This is a genomic window from Mesorhizobium sp. WSM4845, from assembly GCF_055811455.1.
The window spans coordinates 1-21,567 of record NZ_JBVVQA010000003.1; the positions used below are offsets into that span (position 1 = coordinate 1).

General features: G+C 62.3%; 18 protein-coding genes. 5 read left to right on the top strand and 13 right to left on the bottom strand.

The features are described 5' to 3' along the window. Nucleotides 1-719 precede the first annotated feature (719 nt). Nucleotides 720-2,657, top strand: coding sequence for an adenylate/guanylate cyclase domain-containing protein (locus AC0L2C_RS04250; protein ID WP_287238621.1), 1,938 nt, complete (start codon nt 720-722; stop codon nt 2,655-2,657). Nucleotides 2,658-3,108: 451 nt separating this feature from the next. On the opposite strand, the gene AC0L2C_RS04255 is transcribed toward AC0L2C_RS04250, so the two are convergent. The 7 genes from AC0L2C_RS04255 to AC0L2C_RS04285 form a co-directional block, all read right to left on the bottom strand. Next, nucleotides 3,109-4,155, bottom strand: coding sequence for a glutathione synthetase (locus AC0L2C_RS04255; protein WP_287054544.1), 1,047 nt, complete (start codon nt 4,153-4,155; stop codon nt 3,109-3,111). Between the two features lie 14 nt (nt 4,156-4,169). Further along, nucleotides 4,170-6,038: a flavohemoglobin expression-modulating QEGLA motif protein gene (locus tag AC0L2C_RS04260; RefSeq protein ID WP_473522803.1), complete on the bottom strand. Its 1,869-nt coding sequence runs from the start codon at nt 6,036-6,038 to the stop codon at nt 4,170-4,172. Further along, complete coding sequence (locus AC0L2C_RS04265) at nt 6,035-6,862, bottom strand: N-formylglutamate amidohydrolase (protein WP_128166638.1); 828 nt, start codon at nt 6,860-6,862, stop codon at nt 6,035-6,037. Before AC0L2C_RS04265 ends, AC0L2C_RS04260 begins: the two co-directional genes overlap by 4 nt. Nucleotides 6,863-6,985: 123 nt before the next feature. Then, on the bottom strand, nt 6,986-7,387 hold the full coding sequence (locus tag AC0L2C_RS04270) for a GFA family protein (RefSeq protein WP_027155694.1): 402 nt from the start codon (nt 7,385-7,387) through the stop codon (nt 6,986-6,988). A gap of 22 nt (nt 7,388-7,409) precedes the next feature. Next, entirely contained in the window at nt 7,410-8,468 is a 1,059-nt protein-coding gene (locus tag AC0L2C_RS04275) for a Gfo/Idh/MocA family protein (RefSeq protein ID WP_287364088.1), read from the bottom strand. 77 nt (nt 8,469-8,545) lie between these two features. Next, nucleotides 8,546-9,331 carry a ThuA domain-containing protein gene (locus AC0L2C_RS04280; RefSeq protein ID WP_287305224.1) on the bottom strand — a complete coding sequence of 262 codons (786 nt, stop codon included), beginning with the start codon at nt 9,329-9,331 and terminating at the stop codon, nt 8,546-8,548. Between the two features lie 186 nt (nt 9,332-9,517). Next, entirely contained in the window at nt 9,518-11,074 is a 1,557-nt protein-coding gene (locus tag AC0L2C_RS04285; protein ID WP_287364091.1) for a tlde1 domain-containing protein, read from the bottom strand. Between the two features lie 500 nt (nt 11,075-11,574). Here AC0L2C_RS04285 and AC0L2C_RS04290 point away from each other — a divergent pair, with 500 nt between their 5' ends. Continuing rightward, nucleotides 11,575-11,997, top strand: a complete 423-nt coding sequence (locus AC0L2C_RS04290; RefSeq protein ID WP_287054532.1) for a cupin domain-containing protein — start codon at nt 11,575-11,577, stop codon at nt 11,995-11,997. 153 nt (nt 11,998-12,150) lie between these two features. Here AC0L2C_RS04290 and AC0L2C_RS04295 read toward each other — a convergent pair whose 3' ends face one another. Then, nucleotides 12,151-13,590, bottom strand: coding sequence for an FAD-binding oxidoreductase (locus AC0L2C_RS04295; RefSeq protein WP_473522804.1), 1,440 nt, complete (start codon nt 13,588-13,590; stop codon nt 12,151-12,153). 267 nt (nt 13,591-13,857) lie between these two features. Between AC0L2C_RS04295 and AC0L2C_RS04300 the strand changes: the two genes are divergently transcribed. Both AC0L2C_RS04300 and AC0L2C_RS04305 read left to right on the top strand, forming a co-directional pair. Then, complete coding sequence (locus AC0L2C_RS04300; protein WP_023797862.1) at nt 13,858-14,121, top strand: hypothetical protein; 264 nt, start codon at nt 13,858-13,860, stop codon at nt 14,119-14,121. 343 nt (nt 14,122-14,464) lie between these two features. Next, the gene (locus AC0L2C_RS04305) at nt 14,465-14,758 is read left to right on the top strand and encodes a hypothetical protein (RefSeq protein ID WP_287364096.1); all 294 of its coding nucleotides are present in this window, start codon (nt 14,465-14,467) and stop codon (nt 14,756-14,758) included. A 46-nt stretch (nt 14,759-14,804) separates the two neighbouring features. Here AC0L2C_RS04305 and AC0L2C_RS04310 read toward each other — a convergent pair whose 3' ends face one another. The 3 genes from AC0L2C_RS04310 to AC0L2C_RS04320 are packed head-to-tail and all read right to left on the bottom strand — an operon-like array spanning nt 14,805 to nt 17,802. Further along, a complete protein-coding gene (locus AC0L2C_RS04310; protein ID WP_473522805.1) occupies nt 14,805-16,028 on the bottom strand; it encodes an NAD(P)/FAD-dependent oxidoreductase in 1,224 nt (407 codons plus the stop codon). Then, the gene (locus tag AC0L2C_RS04315; RefSeq protein ID WP_473522806.1) at nt 16,025-16,738 is read right to left on the bottom strand and encodes a methyltransferase domain-containing protein; all 714 of its coding nucleotides are present in this window, start codon (nt 16,736-16,738) and stop codon (nt 16,025-16,027) included. The genes AC0L2C_RS04310 and AC0L2C_RS04315 overlap by 4 nt, the downstream gene beginning before the upstream one ends. After that, nucleotides 16,735-17,802 (bottom strand): type III polyketide synthase, encoded by a 1,068-nt coding sequence (locus AC0L2C_RS04320; RefSeq protein WP_473522807.1) that lies wholly within the window; start codon nt 17,800-17,802, stop codon nt 16,735-16,737. Before AC0L2C_RS04320 ends, AC0L2C_RS04315 begins: the two co-directional genes overlap by 4 nt. Before the next feature lie 837 nt (nt 17,803-18,639). Between AC0L2C_RS04320 and AC0L2C_RS04325 the strand changes: the two genes are divergently transcribed. Then, nucleotides 18,640-19,308 (top strand): phytochelatin synthase family protein, encoded by a 669-nt coding sequence (locus AC0L2C_RS04325; protein WP_287342162.1) that lies wholly within the window; start codon nt 18,640-18,642, stop codon nt 19,306-19,308. Between the two features lie 31 nt (nt 19,309-19,339). Here AC0L2C_RS04325 and doeB read toward each other — a convergent pair whose 3' ends face one another. Both doeB and doeA read right to left on the bottom strand, forming a co-directional pair. Continuing rightward, the gene (gene doeB / locus AC0L2C_RS04330) at nt 19,340-20,341 is read right to left on the bottom strand and encodes a N(2)-acetyl-L-2,4-diaminobutanoate deacetylase DoeB (RefSeq protein WP_473522808.1); all 1,002 of its coding nucleotides are present in this window, start codon (nt 20,339-20,341) and stop codon (nt 19,340-19,342) included. Nucleotides 20,342-20,346: 5 nt separating this feature from the next. Next, nucleotides 20,347-21,537 carry an ectoine hydrolase DoeA gene (gene doeA, locus AC0L2C_RS04335; RefSeq protein ID WP_473522809.1) on the bottom strand — a complete coding sequence of 397 codons (1,191 nt, stop codon included), beginning with the start codon at nt 21,535-21,537 and terminating at the stop codon, nt 20,347-20,349. Nucleotides 21,538-21,567 lie beyond the last annotated feature (30 nt).

A 21,567-nucleotide genomic window follows, 5' to 3' on the forward strand; every position in this document is an offset into this window, starting at 1 on the left:
ACACTCGTGCCAATTGACGCCAGGCGTCGCGGCTGCGTGGCAATTGTGAGCAGCAGTGGCGTTCTGCCAAGCAAACAGAGTGCAAACCGCTAGAACCAAGCCGGATGCGCCGTAAGCTCTGGTTCGCCTCAAAGTCATGTTGCTGGACCTCTGCTACTCGCCGACACTCAACCTTACCACATCTGCTGACACTCGAGCCACCGTGACCACCGCCGTCACAGTTAGCGATTTCTCATATTCAAGCTCTTGACCCGAACCAGTCAATGCCGCTGCACGGCGACATCGTCGCCAGAGGGTGGTGAGCGGTCGCCCGTTCTGACCAGCACGAACGAGCATCTTGCGCCAATTCCCTTCATTCGTAGCCCTCCTCCAAACCTGACGTTCGCGCTACGGCTGCCGGCGATCCTGAGCCGACTGTCGGGTATGGCCGCCCGAATCCGCCTGGTCAGAGCATACGCATGAGGTAGGGTTGTCGTGCATGCGCCTTTCCGGGAGTTGACACTCTCGACACTGCGCGAGAAAGGGGCGCATCTTCGAGGCGCCCGCGTCCGCGACTGAGGCGGGCGCTCTTCCATATTTACGTAGGAACACCCCTATGAGGATCAGAATCATCGGCGCTGGAAACATCGGCGCCACATTGGTGCGAATGCTTCGGCGCGTCCTCTCCTTAAAGTCGTCACCGGGCTTGCAATGCGGTGGCGCATTATGACATTGGCTGCATGAGCATGTCCGCACAGCCAGTGCGTCTGGTCCGCCCCGAAAAGAAGCGGCGTCGCATCCCCATCGCAGTCATCATGGCGATGAGTTTCGGCAGCCTCGTGTTCCTGTCGGTCGGCGGCGTGCTCGCATTGGCGGTCGGCGCCAACCTTCGCAACACTTTCGACCTGCTCGGCGCCCAGTCGACGCTCCTGATCGATGCGATGGAGGATTTGCTGCGCGCCGAGATGGGGCGCGCCGAGAGCGCCGTGGACGGCGTCGCGCAGCTCTACAAGCAGGGCGAGTTCCAGATCGACGACGAGGCGATGTCGGCGGCACTTGCCAGTGCGCTGGCGGCAGCGCCGGGGGTGAACGCAATGTTGATCTGCACACCCGACCTGATTTGCAGGGGGGCGGCGGTGACCGGGGACAACGACGCCAAATATCGTGCCGGAACGATCCGGAAACTCCCCGCCGAGACCGAGAAATCGCCGCAAGTGCGCGCCGTTCTTGAAGAGCGCCAGCAGGTCGACGGACGCCGGTGGGGCGCCTTCGTGGCCAACGAATATGGCTTGTTCGCCAACGTCTCGGCGCCGCTGTCACGCGATGGCACCACGAAGGCCTGGGTGATCGCCGCGGTGGAACTGCAGAACTTGTCCAAAATCACGCAGGAACTGTCGTCGCGCTTCGGCACGCATGCCTTCATTCTGGATGGCGACGGATCCATCCTGGCGGACCAGCGGCTGGCTTCCCCGGATGCGCTGAAGAACGGCATCCTGCCGCTGACGCCGCTCGCCAATTTCGGCGATCCGGTTCTCGCCGGATATGAGGCGCGCAAACCGGAAGCGGAGTTCAGCACGCAGCGTACCCGCGATATCGAGGTTGCCGAAATCCAGGTTGACGACAAGGACGGTTCGACGTCATGGGACGGAGAGAACACTTACGTCGCTATTACCCGTGAGATCACCGGCTATGGCGACCGGCCCTGGACGCTAGGCGCATATTTCAAGACCAGTCAGATCGGTGACGAAATCGAACGCGTCATGGGATCGGCCATGCTTGGACTTGGCGCGATGGCGGTGGCGGTCATCGTCGCGATTCTTCTCGGCAAGCGCCTGTCGCGCCCGATCCAGGCGATTGCCGGCCAGGCCACGCGCGTCGCCGATTTCGATCTCGACGGCGTGACCCCCCTGCCGCGCAGCAGGGTGCTGGAGTTGGACAACCAGGCTTCGGCCTTCAATGCCATGCTGATCGGTCTGCGTGCATTCTCGACCTATATTCCGCGCTCGTTGGTGGCCAAGCTGGTGCGCACCGGAGAGATCGGCATCGCCGAACCGCGCGAAGCGGTCGTCACCGTCATGTTCACCGACATCGCCGGCTTCACCACGCTATCGGAGAAGATGGACGCCGCCGCCGCGGCCAGGCTGCTGAACCACCACTTCGCGATCCTGTGCGGCGCGGTCGATGCACATGGCGGTACTGTCGACAAGTTCCTGGGCGACGGCATGCTGGCGTTCTTCGGCGCGCCGGATCGTCTGAAGGGCCATGCCGCCGCGGCCGTCCGCGCAGCCGCGGCCATCCGCGAGGAGCTGGACAAGGACAATCTGGAAGCGGCTGGCGAAGGCCGGCCTCCGCTTCATGTCCGCATCGGCATCCACACGGGCTCCGTCATCGTCGGCAATATCGGGGCATCCGACCGCGTCAACTATACGATCGTCGGCGACACCGTGAACGTCAGCCAGCGGCTGCAGGACCTCGGCAAGCAGCTCGAACCGGGCGCCACCGCCGCAATCGCCATTTCCGGCGAGACCGCGTCGCGGCTCGACGAAAGGTTCGAAAGGATCCCGGCGGGCAAGCACCGGCTGCGCGGCCGCGGCGAGGCGACGGAGGTCTTCCAGCTTGGCAAAGTCGCGACGTCAGCATCGCCCCCTATGGACGTTCACCGCGCTCAAGCGGGCTGAGTAACATGCCACATCCAGGCCGCTGATCGGCGGCTTGAAGAAAGCCGCCGGCTTTGGGAATGACTGGAGCCAGGTCACCTAGCGCCGTAGCTGATTTCAATTGGAACGGCAGGAACGGTGCAAAGTCGCTGGTTCCGGGCAACGTCCGCTTACGAGCCGCCAAATCGGCCCAGCAAGGACCGGTTTGGGTCAAGACTGGTGGTTCTGGTGAACGTCGGCTTCCGCGAAGGAAATTCGGTCCAGGAAGGGCCGCTTCGGGTCAGAACTTGCCGTAGAAGTTCTCCGAACGAAGGCAGACAAGGATTGAACTCAGTCGTTCAGAGTGATTGGATTCTGCCCTAGTCTGGAAAGAGCCGGCCGGCGTCTTCAGCCGAATGTCGCCAGAGTCTCAGTGCGAACCTCAACCCACTTGCCGTCCTAGTTGGCCTGCTAGCCGGCCTGCCTGCATCCCTCAGAGCGTCGCCAGCCGCGAATTTGTCATGGTCTTTCCATAGGCTTGACGCAGCGTCCGCTTCTCCTCCAGCGCAATGATGACGCTTGTGGCAAAATCCGTCTTGTACATGACGGCGAGCCGTGTCAGCCCGCCTGGCGTGAAGACGTTGATCTCCAGAAGTTTTTCTCCGACGATGTCGAGCCCAACCAGAAACATGCCATCATTGATCAATTTGGGGCGCACCATCTCGGCAATGCCCAACATCGTGCCCGTTACCTTGACTTTGCGGGCTGTTCCAGCGGCATGGATATTGGACCGGACGTCGCCCTTGGCTGGAACGCGGCGAAAGGCTGCGTAATTGCCATCGCGCACCAGCGGCAGACCGTTCATCAAAAAAAGACGCACGTCACCAGCCTTGGCCTCCGGAATGTAGACCTGCGCGATGAGATAGCCGTCACCGCTGGCCGCTTCGAAAATCTGGTTGAGGTTGGAATCGGTGGGCGTTGCAATATGGAAGACGTTCTTGCCACCCGATCCTTGGAGTGGCTTGACGATGCAGCCCTTCGAGTGTTTGTCGATAAATGCGCGGATCTCGGTAATGCTGCGCGATATCAGGGTAGCCGGCCTGACCGCCTCGGGAAAAGACTGAAGGTAGAGCTTGCTCTGTGCCTGTCCCAGGCCATCCGGATCGTTGACGACAATCGCGCCGCGAGCCGCCGCGATCCGCCCGAACATAACGCCTGCGTTGGCGGCCCATGGCCGATCGGTGGCGTCCAGCGACGGATCGTTGCGCAGAAACACAATGTCGATATCGCTTATCGCCAAAGTCTTTTTCTGCTTCGCTGCATCCTTCAGGGCAGCATGCAGTCTGTCGGACGTCTTGTAGGAAGCATCCGGCAGAACCGCCACGCTGACAGCCAGACCGTCATCCGGACGCAGTATGAAGTCGCCTGGTTCAACATAGACAACGGAATGACCGCGCTGGACGGCGGCCAGCGCCAACGCTGTCGTCGTGTAGGCGGGCGTCTCGCTCTCAATGGAATTGACAAAGAACGCGATGCGCATCGAGGAGACTCCGCTCAAGTTTCAACCATATCGATCGGACCGATTCCCGCCATCGCTCTCTTGAGACGCGGACGCGCCGCGTCGGAAGAGAGGAACGCGGGCTCGAGGCGCGGCGCCCGCAGCAAGCCGCGCGCGTTGAGTTCCTGGATCGCTCCGAAATCCGCGGCGGAGATCTTGCCGATCCAAAACGGCGTGAGGCTGCCGCCGTCCTTCAGATGATCGAGGATCTGCACCATGCCCCGCAGATAGATGGCGTCCTTTGCAAGGCCCCCGCCTCGATAGACACGCAGAACGACGTTGAAGGCGCCGCGATCGTCGAGACCGAAATCCCTGTGGAGGATGCGGAAGGTCTCCTCGAATGTTGCTCCGTCGAGCATCGTCTGACAGGCGATAACCCTGGCCGCGATCAGCCTCAACCGCGCTGCGGTCATGCCGCCGACCAGATATTCCGCCAGCACGGCCAGTCCCTCCTGCATGCCCTCATAGCCGGCGAGCCCGTTGCGGAAGATGGCGAGCCCCTGCGCGTCACCGTTGAAATAGGTCAGCAGATGGACACCGATCTCGTGACTGAGCAGCGCAGTCAGACGCTCCGGTGGAAGGTTGGTATCGCGTGAAACCAGCAGCCGGTTTCGAGAGACGAGGAGGCCGGCCGGCAGGTCGCCGCGGATCTCCACGGAGGCATCGAATTCGGGATAGGCTGCCCGGTAGCCGGCGATCATGTCTCGCGCGGCCGCGGCGACAGCGTCGGCGCCCAGGCCCTTCTGCCGGGTGGCCGACGCAACGCTAGGCGCCTTTTCGAGAATGGCGCGTGCTCGCGCCGCCAGGCTCGGCTCGACGCTACCATAGAGAGCTCGTCCGAGTTCGACGAAGCGGGGCGTTTCGCGCGCCGCGAGCATCGACAGCTGGAGATCGAGTTCCTGCTGCTTTTGCGAGAGCAGCGTGGTCAGCAGCGGATCTTCCAGATGATCGAGCGAGACCGAATAGAGCTTCCGTTTCTGGCCGGCGACCTCGAACTCGAGCGGCCTGTAGAGCAGCACGGGCACACGCTCGAAGGCGCCTGCCTGGAATTCCAGCCAGGCTGGTTCGGCATTGATCGGTGTGACGGCAAGCAGAAAATCGAATGTCGACGCGACGTTGTCGATCGCCCGATCAGCGCGCACCACTGCGTCGATATAGGCGCGCCGCCCCAGCGAACGATGGGTTGCCGGCTGTTCCAGCCTTGATGCCTTCAGGAAGGCGCTGACGGCCTGAAGCGCGGAATCGACCATGTTGGCGACGACAAGGTCGTGGAGTTCGGGGTAGACGCGCTTGGTGCCAGGCACCCGGTAAATCGGTGCGAAGCGTACCGTCAAGCACGCCGCATCACCGAGATCATCCAGAAGCCGTGCTTCGGCGCGTGTCGTGGGGTTGAGTTCGTCGACGCGGGGCGTGCGGTATTTTGCTTCGCGTGCGGACGCAGCGGTGGCGAAGCGCTTCAGTGCCGCCTTCTCCGCCGCCGTGTCGCCGCAGGCCAGCGCAATCTCGAAGGGCGGCAGGAACGGAACATCCTCGGTCAGGAACCGGTCTTCGGCCAACTCGCCGATGTCCAGCATGAGGAAGGCGCCGCAGTGATCGCGCAGCCTTCGCACCACCAGCCGCGCGGCCTCGCGGGCGAGGCCGATGTCGGCCGCGATCAGATAGGACGCGTTGGCGGAGACGGCATGGAATGCCGCATCCTGATGCGACCCAACATGGACACACAGAAAGGGCAGCGGCCGATCCATGTGCAAACGGTTGCCATTGCCGAAATCGCGGCGGATTGGCTTGCCGTCCCGCAAAAGCGCGTCCAGGTCCGATTCGATTTGCGCCAATGGAGGCGCGGGCTCAACGAGCTTGGGCTTCATCGCATGGCCCGCAGCGCCGACTCCAGGACGGGCACCGTAGACGCCAGCATGGCGCGCAGCCGCTCGATTGTTCCCCAGTCGGGTTCGCCACTCCATTCGTCCATGAAAATCTTCTTGAACTCGACGGCGATGGCACACCCGGTTTCCGGAAAATTGGCATGGACGAAACGGGTCTGTTCGCCCTTGCCCTGGAAGGACACATTCTCGCGCACATCGATCGGCTCGCCGTTGAGACGCTGGCCGCGAAGCGTCTCGATGAAAGCGTCGACGACCGGTGCCCAGCGCTCGCGGTCCATGGAAGAGGTACCGATGTTGATGTCGGGCGCGACGTCACGGGACGTAGGCATAGCCTCCCGTCCGTCGCGCCGGTGATTATAACTATGGACGTCGATGAGAACGAACCTGCCATGGCGCTTCTCGATACCGGCAAGGACACGGTTCAGCTCACTGTAGAAGGCGTCGTGAAAGGAGAGAGACTCCGTAACGGTGTCCTCGTCCGGCTGCTCTCGCCAGACTTTCAGGCCCCAGGACTGGTCCGGCGACCGGTAGACCGCAGCGTCTCGCGCACGGTTCAGATCCACTTGGAAGCGTGACCGATGAACGATGATCTGGGTAGGAAAATCGGCGATGAAACGCTCGGTGAACGGGTCCTCTTCTCTACGCCGGTCGGGATCGGAGAGACACATGAGCGATCGACAAGCCCTGCCAACGTCGGTGCCGCTGTGGATAGCTGTACCGACTATAGGCGACTCTCCGAGCTTGATCGTCCAGCCTGCCGGTGATCCACCCGGATCATTGCTGCCCGGATCATTGTTGGAAGTCATCGTGTTCACAGTCCATCGAATGCGTGGAGAGTGTGGACGGTTCCAATTCATCGAACAAGCGATCGTTGGCTCGCCCTGGATCAGCAGGCTGAACCGTCCAAAAACGTCAGCCGAACGACGGCTTCAGCCGAACGTCGCCAGAGGCTCAGTGCGGACCTCGACCCACTCGCAGCGCCGGCTGTCGTGATAGAATGACAGGAAGGGCGGCGGGAACGATGGGTCGGCGAAAGCCCCCACCGGAATGGCGATCAGACCGGGCTGGACATCGATCCGGTAATGGACAGTGGTGCCGCAATCCGGGCAGAAACTGTAGATGACACGGCCGCCTTCGTCGCCAACGCGCGTGAACTCCGCCGCTCGTCCCTGGATCGACACATCATTCTCCGCAAACCGCGCATTGAAGCTGAACGCGCTGCCGGTGCGCCGCTTGCAGGCCAGGCAATGGCAGACAGAGACGCGTACAGGCTCGCCCGAACAGGTGGCTGACAGCTGACCGCAGGAACATTGGGCGCGGCGCGTGACCATGGCTGGCCCCTTTCAGCGAACATCAATGGGTTTCGGCATGGGTCCTGAGCTCAGCCCTCTTCTCGTCGGAGACGACGGCAAGATCGAGCACCTTCTGCAATTCGGCCGCATGGCGGAACGACGGCTCGGCCTGGACGCGGTTTCGCACCGCATCGACGAAGCGCTGGTAGTTGGTCGCCACCGTTCCGGCATCGAGAACCTGCCATTTTGCGTTCTCGATGTCCTCGCCCATGCACGCTTTCAGCTCCGAGCCGGTCAGGTTGTGCACGACCTCGATCCCACCCTTGTCGCCATAGATGCGCAGCCGCAATTCGTTGAGGTGGCCGGTTGCCCAGCGGCTGGCATGGACGACGCCAAAAGCGCCGTTGCTGAAATCCAGCGCCATGGTGAAACTGTCATTGGCGTCAAGCTCGTACTCGCCGATCCGGTTGCCGGGCGCCTTGTCGAAGGACCTGAGGCGGCAGAACACATGGTCGATGTCGAGCGCCGCGCCATAGCTGGCGAAATCGAGTATGTGGATGCCGACATCGCCCAGCACGCCATTGGAGCCGTGGCCGCGCGACAGCCGCCACAGCCATTTCGGATCCGTGCGCCAGTCGCCCCAGAACTTGGAGACCAGCCAGCTCTGCAGATAGGATGCTTCGACATGCCTGACCTGGCCGATCTCGCCGGCAAGCACCATGGTGCGCGCCCGCTGCAGCGGGGCGACGTTGCGATAGGTCAGGTTGACCATGTTGATGATGCCGGCTTGCTCGGCGGCATCGGCCATTTCACTGGCCCGCTGGTAATTTTCGGCCAGCGGTTTCTCGCACAGCACCGGCTTGCCCGCCGCGATCAGCATCATGGTCGTCGGATGGTGGATGCGGTCTGGTGTCACGTTCGCCACCGCGTCGAACTTGTCCCATGCGAGCGCGTCTTCCAGCGACGCGAACCGGTTGGGAATTCCGTAGCTGTCCGAAAACTTGTCGACACGCGCGCGGTCCAGATCGACGGCGCCGACCAGTCCGACGCCTTCGATCTTGCTGAACTGCCTGGCATGCTCTTCCGCCATCCAGCCGGTGCCGAGTATCAAAAGACGCATGATTCTTACCCTTAGAATGAGGCCTTATCTTCTTGTTCGATGATGGATTTTTCGAACCGAATCTTCGCGATAGCGGTCTAGCGAAAACCGGCTTCGCCCGCGGCATGGAGCTTTCCGCCGCGCTCGACGATCGGCTCGAGCGCCTTTTCCACCGGCACGTTCGGCGCATCGAGGATGGCTGGATGCGCGCCCTGCGGGTTGTGCGCCCATTTCACCGCATTGCGCAGCACCTTTTGGACATTCGCGTCGTGATAAGTCGGATAGGTCTCGTGGCCGGGCCTGAAATAGAAGATGTTGCCGGCGCCACGGCGATAGGTCAGCCCCGACCGGAACACTTCGCCGCCCTGGAACCAGGAGATGAACACCGTTTCCAGCGGTTCCGGCACGGCGAACTGCTCGCCATACATCTCCTCGTTCTCAAGCTCGAAATACTCGCCGATCCCCGCAGCGATCGGGTGGTTGGGGCTCGTCACCCAGAGCCGCTCGCGCTCGCCGGCCTCGCGCCATTTCAGCGTGCATGGCGTGCCCATCAACTGCTTGAAGATCTTCGAGAAATGGCCGGAATGAAGCACGATCAGCCCCATGCCTTGCCAGACGCGGCGCGCCACGCGCTCGACGACTTCGTCGGCGACAGCGCCATGGTCCTTGTGTCCCCACCACACGAGCACATCGGTTCGCGCCAGACGGTCGGCCGGCAGGCCATGCTCCGGTTGCTCAAGCGTCGCCCACGATACGGAAATTTCCGGGTCGAGCCTCAGCGCGTCGGCGATCGTTGCATGCATGCCCTCGGGGTAGATCCCCGCCACCACCTCATTGGTCCGCTCATGGATATTCTCGCCCCAAACGACAGCGCGTATCGTCATGACATCCTCTTGATCGGTTGAAGCCGCCGCCCCGGTCAGGTCAGTCATAGTATCCTCGGCCGGGAATGAAAACGGTTTCGAGGCTGGCTGCTGACAATTGGCTGGAAGTCGGCGGGACAGCGCCCCCATCTGTCCTGCCGGACATCTCCCCCACTTGGGGGGAGATGGATGTCACGCCGGCTCGGGCTAGCCGCGCACGACGAGGCGTTTGATCTTGCCCTTCTTGAACGCGGCGAGGAAGCTGGCGTAGTCCTTGAAGACGACGCAGCCGCTCGATTCCCCGCGGCGGCCGCGCAGCAGGTAGGTGTGCGCAAGAAAGCCGTCGCGGCCATATTTGTTCTTGCCGTCGATAGGAGTGAGACGCAGCGCCTCCACCCCATGGAAACGCGATTCGCGCAGCCTCAGATCGTAGGTGTGAGGCGGTGTCGGGCCGGCATTCTTGCGATTGGCGTAGCGAGGCTGGTCGGCCATCGAGCCCAGTCCCGAATGCGCCTCGAGCCGCGAGCCGTCCGGCATATAGACGGTTTTCGCCGAGATGTCGTAGACGGCGACGCCGCTGCCGGGCTTGGTGAACAGGTTGCCGAAGACCCCGCCGCCGCCCGCCGGGCTGTCGGGTTTGGCATAGGCCAGCATGTCTGCGGCCTTCGATCGCTTGGCCGGCTTGCCCCGGCTGCCCTGCATGTCCTCTTGCATGCTTGGTTTCGCCGCCGGTGACGAACTCCTCGGGGACAAGGCTGGCGCCCGGGGCATCTCGACCTGCGGCGCGGCGGCGGTCTCCACCTTGTTGGCTTTGGATGGCTGAGACTGGGCCTTGGCGGCCCTCGATGCCTGGACCTTGGGCGCATTGGCCTTGGGTGCCCTAACCTCGGGTGCCCTAACCTCGGGTGCCCTAACCTCGGGTGCCCTAACCTCGGGTGCCCTAACCTCGGGTGCCTTGACCTCGGGCGCCTCGTCCGACTGATCGATTTCCGCCTGCGGACGCCAAGTCGGCAAGGGAACGCTGCCGGGCATTGCGTCCCGCGGCGGCAGCGACGCCATCTGCACCTCGCCCTCTTGCGTGGCAGCAGAATCGGCCGTCGTCGCCTGCGGCAGCACGTCGATCATCGCTTCCGGCAATGCATTCGCCAGCGCCAGCGCCAGCGCCAGCCGGGAGGATCGGTCGATTTCCGCAATCTCGGGCCCGAAGCGCACGGACGCGGGACCATGCTGATCGGCCAGGCGCACCGGCTCCGCAAAGCGCTGGCCCGTCGGCAGACTGACGACCGCAAACGGCGCGGCCCCGCCGGAGGCGCGGGCAAAGGCAGCAGCAATCTTTTGCGGCGATAGCGCCGCATTCGCCACCACGCTGTCGAAGCGCGATTGCGGTGAGATTTCGGCGACAAGCTGCACAGCATCCGGCCGCGCTAACGGCTTGAGACGCGCTACCTTGCCTTCATGCTCGAAGCTCGCAGCGGCCTGCGCGCAGCCGGCATTGCATCGGCCGAGCAGCGACGCCTCACGCTGCCGGCTTGCCAGTGACGGCGCCCACGAATTGGCCCGTGGATTGGCCCGTGAATTGGCAAGTGTGTGTCGGGGATCGGCGAGCGCCATGGAGCGCGGCGCGAGCAGGTTTTGCGGAAGACTGTTGGAGGCGGCGGTGAGCGAAGTTCCCACCGAATGGAGGCCGGCCACGGTCGCAGCCGACCACAGCGCGATCGCAGCGCCAACAACGGGAATCGCTACCCAGCGCAGGCCGGGCCTCATCGAGGGCAATCCACTGTCAGGATTGTCACCCCGGTTATTCGAACGCATCAACGCCATACAACCAAACCTCAATCGGCCTTGCGGCATGCGGGCTCGCAGCCGTCACAATCACAGTCGCCTGGTGCCCCCCGGCACGCTTCACGTCTGTTGCCGATTGAATCAAAAGATGGACAAACTTGGTTAACCAATCCCTCTACCGATCGCCGATTAGGCGAAGGTCTATGTCAAAAAGGCTCCCTCCAAAACTATGAAAATAGCGGAAATGCCCTCTGTATCAGGCTTTGCTGCCCGTTTTTGCCGGCCGAGTCAAGAAACCGAAAGGACTAGGCCGTGCCTGGGCGGGCCTCAGTTAAAGGCTGTTTCGAGTTCGAAAGCGTCGCATCCCCCGTGATCGTCTGCGCGCAGGCTGCGTTGCCGGCGCTGCCTTACAGGTAAATTCGTTTGTGCTAATATACCTTAGTCATGCACATTTGTGCGCGACCAACAAAAGGGAGGATGCGATGGAAACCATGAATCGCAGGTCTGCAATAGCGCTCGGCGTCACTGCCGCCGCGGTAGCGCCTCTATTCGCTTTGGCGAGATCCGCAACGGCCAAGGAGTACGGCCCGAATGAAGGCAAGGAGATTGCGCCCGGCGTCAGACTGGTGGAGGTCGGCACTGGGACCTCCGACATTCCCGCTTACAAGAGCATCTCAATTGTCGACATTGTCTTTCAGCCCGGAGCAGTGGCTCCTGAAGAGGTCATGGACAACGACATGGTCTGCACGATCGCTGCCGGCGAATTCACGATCAAGAAAGCGGACAAGGAATTCAAACTTAGAGAAGGCGACATGTACACTTGCGCCAAGGGCAAGACCGACGGTTCCACCAACACAAGTGCCGTGGTCGGCGTACATCGCATTGCGATCTTGATACCTGCCTAGAACAATTCCAGGAAAAGTGTGCAACGGTTTTCCGCCCGGAATTGCGCAAAAAACAAATAGCTAGAGCGGTTCAGCGAACCGCTCTAGCGCATGACCCGAAAATGAGGCCCGCGTCCTGCGTCGGAGGCGCGGGCCTTGTCATGCCTGCGCAGCCTATGCGGCGCGCTGCGCTTCCATCGGCCGCAAATTCTGGTTCATGCGGAACAGGTTCAGCGGATCATATCGCTGCTTGATTTCCAGCAGCCGCCGATAGTTGCCGCCATAGGCTGCTTCGACCCTGTCGACCTCGTCCCCGGGCATGAAGTTCACATAGGCCGTGCCGGCGGCATAGGGCTTGGCTGCTTCATAGAGGCCCCGCGCCCAGTCGATGCAGGCCTGGTCCATTTCCGGTTCGCGCCAGCGGGCGTGGACATTCATGACGTAGTGCGCGCTGCGTTGCGGAAACGCCGTTGCATCCGCTGTCACCCGGCCCGCGGCACCGCCGACATGGCCGATGAAAATCTCACATTCGGGGCCGGGAAGCCTGGGTATCGCCGCTGTCACGACCTCAACCGCGCTGTCGGAAAGCTCGGTGAAGTCATGGCTCTTCCAATAGTTGCGGGCGCCAGGCGTCAGCAACGGATCGAATGCCTGCTGCCAGCCGGTGAACGGGTTGGGACCGACCACGTCTGCAATCGGTGTGCCGATGGCGCGAAGCCTCTGTGTCGCCTTCTCACCCTCCTGAAGGTCGCCGCAATAGCACATGGCCAGGACCAGCACCTCCTTGCCATGCCATTCGGCCGGCAGGAACGGCAGCGGCGGCGCCTGCCGCATGACCGCCCAGCAGGTCAGCTCATTGGGCGCTGCTTCGAGCGCGGCTCGGTATTCGCGCAACACGTTTTCGGCATCGGCGAAGGGATGAACGACAAGCCCCGACAGCACCTGCGGACCGACTTGGTGGAGCTTGAACTCGAAAGCCGTGACGATGCCGAAATTGCCGCCACCACCGCGCAGCGCCCAGAACAGATCCGGATTTTCGGTCTGGCTGGCGCGCAGCAGCTTGCCGTCGGCGGTAACCACATCGGCGCAGAGAAGATTGTCGATGGTCAGGCCGAATTTCCGCGTGATCCAGCCGAAGCCGCCGCCCAGCGTCAGGCCCGAAATGCCGGTGGTCGAGTTGATGCCGGTCGGCACCGCCAGTCTGAAGGCCTGTGTCTCCGCGTCGACATCGGCGAGCGTCGCGCCAGGTTCCACCCATGCCCGCCGGGTCGCCGGATCGACCCGCACCGACTTCATCTGCGACAGATCGATCATCAGCCCGCCGTCGCAGACGGCGCTGCCGGCGATGTTGTGGCCGCCGCCGCGAACCGCGACGAGCAGCCTGTTTTCCCTGGCAAAATTGACGGCGGCGATAACGTCGGCGGCACCGGCGCAGCGCACGATCAGCCCGGGCCGCCGGTCGATCATGGCGTTCCAGATGCTGCGTGCCTCGTCATAGGCGGCGTCGCCTTCCCTCAGCACGGTGCCGCGCAATTGTGCCGAAAGCGCCTCCAGGGCCGCGGCATCGACCGTTGTCTTGCCAGGTTCACGCGTGGTGAGGCTCATGCTATCCATGGCTTTCCCTCCCGATGTTTTGAGCCGTTTTCCCTCCACCCGTTTCCAAGTCTGCCTTTATATTAGAAGTCGCGCAAGTTCATGATCGCTCTGGCCGGCATTGCGCAACCCGCATAACGGTCAGCTCTCATTGAGCTAAAAGCCGCCGGCAGGCTAAGCCGAAATGAGTGCTGGATCGCTCTAGACGATCTCGTCGGTTCGATCGGAGGAACTACGCAGCGGTCCGCGGAGTTAGGCGTACAGCAACCAGTGCAGAGGAGAACTCTGATGGCACCGCGCAGAAAACCCGACGATCCATCCGAAGGCCCAACCATCGAACAGCAGGATTGGGACGCGATCAAAGGCAGTAAAATTCTACCAGACAGCGTGCCGGGAAACGGCGACATCCGTTACGATCTCGACAAAGAGGCTGAACTGCCCGAGGAAGACGACGACAATCCGTACCAGGACAGCGACGAGGCGCTGCCGGACGACGAAGAGGAACGCGCCCTCTCGCGCAACCCCTCGAGGCAGGATATCGACGAGCCGTGAACGGCAGCAGTTCAATACCGTGGCAGCCGCACGGTTTCGGCCAAATTCCGTGAAAGTTCCTCCAGCGACAGAAAGGCCCGGCGGGGAGGAAGCGCCGGGCCTTTGTCCCAATGCCGTGCGATCGGCTGTCACAGTCGCTAGAGTAGAACGACTGCGCTTCCAACCGTTGCCGGTGGTTGTTGTTCCATTGAAACCGAAAAACATGGCGCGGTTCGCCAGCATTGCTGCTTGGATCGCCTTCGGCCCGACCTTCGATCACGATTTCTGTCTGACGGAACAACTCCAAAAAACGCTCGTTGGATAATCATCGCAACCAGCGATGCAGCTCTAATGGAGACCGACCATGATGAAAAAAATTCTTTCCGCAACCGCACTCAGCATTGCCCTTGCCACTTCGGCGATGGCGCAATCAAACGGCACTGGATCCGGCACCACCGATCCGGGAGCGGCCACCGGGACAGGCACGGGCACCATGGCTCCCGGCACCGATAATGCAACTCCTGCCGATCCAAACGTAACCGGTTCAACCACCGACGGCGGCGACGGCATGAGTGATCGGTGCAAGGACGTAGTGGAGGCCGATAAGAACACTGCCGGTGGCACTGCAACCTCGGATAGAGAGGATTGCCCCGAGTAACGGAGCCAGGGCTTCCTGAAGCCGTGGTGGCGCACCGCGCCACCAGTCAGGCAAAGCCGGGAACCGGCTTTGTCTTGCCGCTCAGTTGCGCACCAAACGTTAGCGCTTGCGGGAAATTCCGGATAATTGCCGCCATCAAGGTGGCGCTGCTTGGACTAACGGCAATCCCGGCAAGTGCGGCGGCGGCGTAGACCCGAGTTGAAAACAGCCTTTTCCAGGCCGCCTCGAAGCGTCTGCCTGCCGTCTCGCGCCCTGCACGGCTGCTCGGCGCGCATGAGAGTTCGCAGGCCAGCAGCCAGCCGGACTGAAGCGCCATCGAGATGCCCTCGGCGATGACAGGGTGAGACTCTCCGGCCGCATTGCCGACGCGAAAGATGTCGCGTTCGTAGCAGGAGCGAATTCCCGGCCGGATCGGACCTGCGGCAAGCCAAGGCCCGTCGGCGTCAGCAGACTCTAGCGCATCCCTTACTCCCCGGCATGATTCCATCAGATGACGGGAGACCGCCTCGGCCGCCGACAAATGGCTCTGGTGTCTAGGGCCAGCTTGTTTGCGCAACTGCGCGAGCATATCGCGCCGAATGCAGCACGAGATCGACAGCCGGCCATGATCCGCCGAAACCATGCCGCCATAACCGCCAGGAAATATCAGCAGGGGCATCAAATCAGGCGCCAGGGACGACCCGGTGAAATGCGCCTTGAAGCCGAACAGGTCCGAAGGGCGGTTGGTCTTTCCAAGCTGGCTGGGCAGCGGTCCTGGCTCCCAGGAGCCGTGTGCGGCGACAATCACCGGCGCGCACAACATCGTCGTTTCGTTTCCGGCTTGAATTCGCACCAATTGCGCCTCGCCATCTGGGTCGATGGCGACGGCGCGGCAAGGCTGAAAGATCTCGACGCCCGCCGATCGCGCCGCCTGCAAAAGCAGACAGTCGAGAATGTCTCGGCCAAGCGCCCGGCCGAAACCATCTTTTTTCTCGCAGGACCCATCTTTCGCGGGAGGCATTGGCGCCTCGACACTCGCATCGCCGGAAAAGAAGCCGACGCGGCGGATTTCGGGGCCGGCATTGGCACGCCAGGCATCGGCGATTTCCAGCTGATCCAGAAGCGCAAGATTGCTTGCCGATATATATTCGCCGCAGACCTTGCGGCGCGGGAACACGCTCTTTTCCACAATAGCCACGGCCCATCTGCGCCGGGCCAGCGTCAGCGCGACGGACGTGCCCGCCGGGCCGGCGCCTATGACGATCGCGTCATGGGTCGACAATCGCGTCATAGGTCATGACCGGCGCTGGCGCCGACGAAAATGTGGGAAAAGAGGCCGGCGCGCCGTTCTTCGACCGGTTTGCCGTTTGCCGCGAGCCAGAGACCGGAAAGCTCGCTGCCGCGAAAGCCGGCACGCACGCTTTGAGCCGCGTCGTTTCGTGTGACGTCATTGGCGCCGATCGCCGGGAGAAGGCGGGTCGCGGCCAATGCCAGTTTGGTCCGCAACGGCTCTGTCGCCAACAGCAACGGGGCCTTCGGCGCCATCAGCGAAAACAGACGCACGAGCCCGGCATCGTCGAAATGATGCAGAAACAGATTGACGGTGATCGCGTCGAACCGCGTGCCCGCATTCTTTCTCGCCCAGTCGAAGACATCGGCGGTGACGCCTTCGACCATCCATCCCAGCCTGTCGAAATCGCCACGCAATTGCGCGGTGATGAGGTCGACGCGGTCGAGCATTACCAGTTCGACCCCAGGCCAATGCCCGGCCATGCGCCGCGCCACCGCCAGCATGAAGGAGCCATCGCCGGCGCCGATCTCCAGAATCCGGCGCGGCGGCCCTGGCACAAATTTCTGCAGCAGCGACGCCATGATCCTGGCCTGAAACATCAGCGCGTTGATGCGGCGGAGGTCGCGGCGCGCCGCAAGCGCTCGTGGATCGTCGGCCGCAAGCCCGTCGAGGATTTCCGGCGCAAGCTGGCGGTGCTCCAGGCTGCTCATGACGCCGTTCGGAAAAGCATGGTTTCGGCCGCCAGCCCGGGTCCGAACGACATGCCGCAGCCGAGCATGCCTGGTGGCGCCTTCAACATCTCTTTCATCACGAACATGACGGTCGCCGACGACATGTTTCCATAACGGCGCAACACCTCGCGCGATGGCTTCAGCGCGGTGGGCGCGAGTTCCAGGGCCCGTTCGACGGCGTCGAGCACCGAACGTCCCCCCGGGTGCACGGCCCAGAGGTCGATCGCCTCGGTCGGCCGACCACCGAGGATGGCGTCGTGATTGCTCCGCAACGCGTTATGGATTGCTGCCGGGACCTGGCCGGAAAGAACCATTTCGAAACCGTGGTCACTAATGCTCCAGCTCATCAGATCCCGCCGCTCGTCCGCCACGATGCCGTAGAAGCTTTCGAGCTCGATGCCGTGCGGCTCGGCGGTGACGAGCGCAGCCGCACAGCCATCGCCCCAGAGGCAGAACGACAGCAGCTTTTCCAGTTCGCTGGTTTCCCGCAGATGCATCGTGCAGAGTTCGATATTGACCAGCAGGACCCTGGCCTGCGGATCGGAGCGGACGATGTGGCGGGCAAGCTTGAGGCCGTTGATCGCCGCGTAGCAGCCCATGAAACCGATCATCGTGCGTTCGACCGTGTCCGGCAGGCCACATCGCGCAACCAGCTCCAGGTCGATGCCCGGCGCTGAAAAACCGGTGCAGGTGGTGACGATGAGATGGGTGATGCGGGAAGCGCCGCCACCAAGCTCCAATCCGTCGACGGCTTTTTGCGCGAGAACAGGTGCGGCATGACAGAACATCGCCATTCTCTCGGCTGTTCCAGGAAAGGCACCCCGGATGAACCTCCCGGCCAGATCTGCTGATGGACCTTCGGGGTCGCCGGCAGGTGCAAAGCATGAATAGCGGTGCTCGATGCCGGCAACGTCAACCATGCGTTCGAAAATTCTTCGACGATCGGCCGCAAGCATGGAGGCGGCGAAACGCAGATAGAATTGATGAACCTCGTGCTCCGGCACTGCTGTCGCGATCCGGTTAATATACGCTTTGGCCGGCATATTCGGTCTCCACGGCGTCGCGCACGGTATTTTCTAAAACCACCGCCGGAGGTTGTTTGGTCATCGGCACCAGGTGTCGGGCAGCAGGCATTGAGTGTTGTTGATGAACGTTTCTGAGAACTGATTTCATCCCACCTGTGCTGTTGCCAGGCGATGCTGCGGTTCGCCGGCATGTAGGAACATAGGCTCCATCACCGAGGCGTCCACCGAAGTGCCCTCGCTTCGGGCCGCGGCGCCATTGCTTCCGGCCCTCGGTAGGCGCGGTATTTTTCTGAGCGATGGAACATTAGCGCATACTAACGATTGTAGGGTGACAGCGAATATCTCCCGGATGTTGGCTGCTGGACCGGGATCGGCGGCTTAGGCTCAGTTTGGAACGAGAACGCCGTGAGGGCGTTCGCCATAATTATCGCGAGCCGCCACAGGCTCGCGGCAAAGATAAAGGAGAGCTGTCATGAACAATATCATCTGGCTGGTCGGGGCCGTCGTTATCGTAATTGCGATACTCAGCTTCCTTGGCCTTCGTTAGGTTCGCCTTTAGCGACGCCTACGCCGAGCAAGTCGTAATTTGGGTCGTCTCTGGAAGCCTGAGGTTTGCAGGCGCAGCAGCTATTGGCGCTAGCGAAACGACCCCGCTCTTTCACCGGCGAAGTTCCTTGCCTGATCCATACTCTCCCAGACGCAGCGCTCACGGCGATGAGCGGTGGCAGCCCGCTTGGCAAGCGGCCGGCTTCAGTTGCTGCCGGACCAGATCGCGACTGGCCGGGTGCGGGCGCCGATTGACGTTGCTGTGCCTTTTCTTCATTCTCCTGTTGCTGCCTGATACGAGATTCAGCAATGAAGCGCAGTCTCGCTTTCGGTGTGATTGTGATCGCCGTCCTCGGCCTGCTGGGCGGCGCCGCACTTTTGATTGCCGGCCAGTCCAGAGTTTCGCAAGATGCGATCCAGTCGTCGGTTACCCGCACCGCTGAATTGATCGACAGCGCCTGGAAGCTGCCCGTGGCTGCCACGTTCGATGCCGACGTCACATGGCAATCAAACGGATCAAGGTGCGGCCCGGCAAGTGTCGCAAACACATTCCGCTCCATCGGCGAGGAGGAGACAACCGAAGCCGAAGTCCTCGCTGGAACCGGAAAGTGCTGGACGGGCTTCTGCATCATCGGGCTCACGCTGGACGAGCTTGCCGAGGTCGCTCGAACGAACACCAAGCGGAAGGTCTCCGTGCTTCGGGATCTGAGCGCCGATGCATTTCGCGAGCACATGAAGCGCGCCAACGATCCCGGCCGCCGTTACATCGTCAACTTTACCCGTGAGAAGATTTTCGGCGCCGGCGTTGGCCATTTCTCCCCGGTCGGAGGATATCTGGAGGCCGAGGACATGGTCTTCGTCCTCGATGTAAACGAGGATTATAAGCCTTGGCTGGTCGAGCGTGAGCGCCTGTTCTCAGCCATGGACACAATCGATAGCGATGGCGACAAAAAGCGCGGCTTGCTGCTGATCGAGTAGCGAAGTCGCAAGCTTTTCGATTGCCTTGCCTTCAATCGACCAGCACAGCGACCACTGCGGTGCAGTCGCCCGCCTTGACCAATCCAGGGAAATGGCGGGCAGCCAAAAGACCCGACATCCTTGCCCTGATCTCCTGAGGTGCGGCACCGGTGCGGCCGATGGAGTGGATGCGCGCCAGGACCTGGCCCTTCTCGACAGGCTCGCCGAGATCGATCATCGTTTCGATCATCCCGTCGTCCTCGGCGAACGAGAAACAATCGCCCGACGGCATGTCGAGCCAGCGGGTCGGCTGCGTCTCGACCGCACCGGCGACAATGCCGGCATGGCGCAGCACATTGAGCACGCCGCGACGGGCGATCCGCACCGTTTCCGCGCGGGAGGTGCCACCGCCGCCAAGCTCCGTGGTGATGAACAGCTTCCCCATCTCCTCGGCGGCAGTGTCGAACATGCCGACCGCATCGATCTCCAGCATCTTCATCGACCACGGCGCCGAGAACGCTTCGACCGCGGCGAACCCCTTCGCCTCCAACTCCTTGTCGGGCCGGATATGGGCGGCGCAGAACGGCACGAAGTCGAGCGTCTTGCCGCCGGAGTGGAAGTCGAGCGCGATGTCTGCGCGGGGAAGCAACTCACGTTGAAAATAGTCCGCGATCTTCTCGGTCACCGTCCCGTCAGGCCGGCCGGGAAAGCTGCGGTTCAAATTGCCCTTGTCGATCGGCGAGGTGCGGGTGCCGGCGCGGAACGCCGGATAGTTCATTGCCGGCACGATGATGACCGTGCCGCTGACTTGCTTGGGATCGAGCGTGCGGGCGAGATCGTAGAGCGCCAGCGGCCCCTCATACTCGTCGCCATGGTTGCCGCCGGTGAGCAATGCGCTTGGCCCGCTGCCGTTGCGGATCACGCAGATCGGGATCATCACCGATCCCCAGGCTGAGTCGTCGCGGCTGTAGGGCAGGCGCAAGAAGCCGTGCTGCACGCCGTCGCGGTCGAAGTCTACGCTCGGCGTGATTGGCGATGGGCGAAGGCTGGACATCGGGCTCAATTCTTGACCACCAGTTTGCGCGGCACATTGGCCAGGCACTCGACGCCGGTCTCGGTGATCAGGATGGATTCGGTGATCTCCAACCCCATCGTCTCCAGCCACAGGCCGGTCATGAAATGGAAGGTCATGCCGGGCTTCAGGTCAGTGCGGTCGCCGGGGCGCAGGCTCATAGTGCGCTCGCCCCAATCCGGCGGATAGGAAAGCCCGATCGGATAACCGGTGCGGTTGTCCTTGACGATGCCGTATCTCTTCAGCACCGCGAAGAAGGCGTTGGCGATGTCCTCGCATGTATTGCCGGGCTTTGCCGCGGCCAACCCCGCTTCCATTCCTTCCAGCGTCGCCTTCTCGGCATCGAGGAATTCCTGCGTCGGTCTACCGAGGAACACAGTCCGCGAAAGCGGACAATGGTAGCGGTTGTAGCAGCCGGCGATCTCGAAGAAGGTGCCCTCGCCCGACTTCATCGGCCGGTCGTCCCAGGTCAGATGCGGCGCCGACGCATCGGCGCCCGACGGCAGCAGTGGCACAATCGCCGGATAGTCGCCGCCAATTCTTCCCTCTGGCCCGTCGACGCCGCGCGTGCCGGCATCATAGATCTCGGCGACCAGGTCGCATTTGCGCATGCCGACTTCGATCTTGTCGACAATGCGCTGGTGCATCGCTTCGACGATGCGGGCGGCCTTGCGCATATAGTCGATTTCGGTCGGGCTCTTCACCGCTCGCTGCCAGTTGACGAGTGCCGTGGCGTCGACGAAGCGGGCATTGGGCAGATGTTTCTGCAGCGAAGCGAAGGCAGCGGCCGAGAACCAGTAATTGTCCATCTCGACACCGATGCTGAGCTTGCCCCAGCCACGATCGGCCAGCACCTGCGAGAGAAAATCCATCGGGTGGCGTTCGGTCGACTGCACATAATGGTCGGCATAGCCGACGATGTTGTCGTGCGCGAGATAGGCGGTGCGCTTGGCGCCGTTGGCGTCCTGGCCGCGCCCGTACCACACCGGTTCGCCCGACGGCGGCACGATGACGGCCTGGTGCACGTAGAACGACCAGCCGTCATAGCCGGTCAGCCAGGCCATGTTGGACGGATCGCTGACAACAAGCAGATCGACGCGCTCGGCTTCCATGGCCTTCCGGGTCTTGGCGAGGCGATCCGCATATTCGCCGCGCGAGAATTTTAGATTGGGCTGCATTGTTCTTGGTCCTCGTTTGTTGGGCCTTGC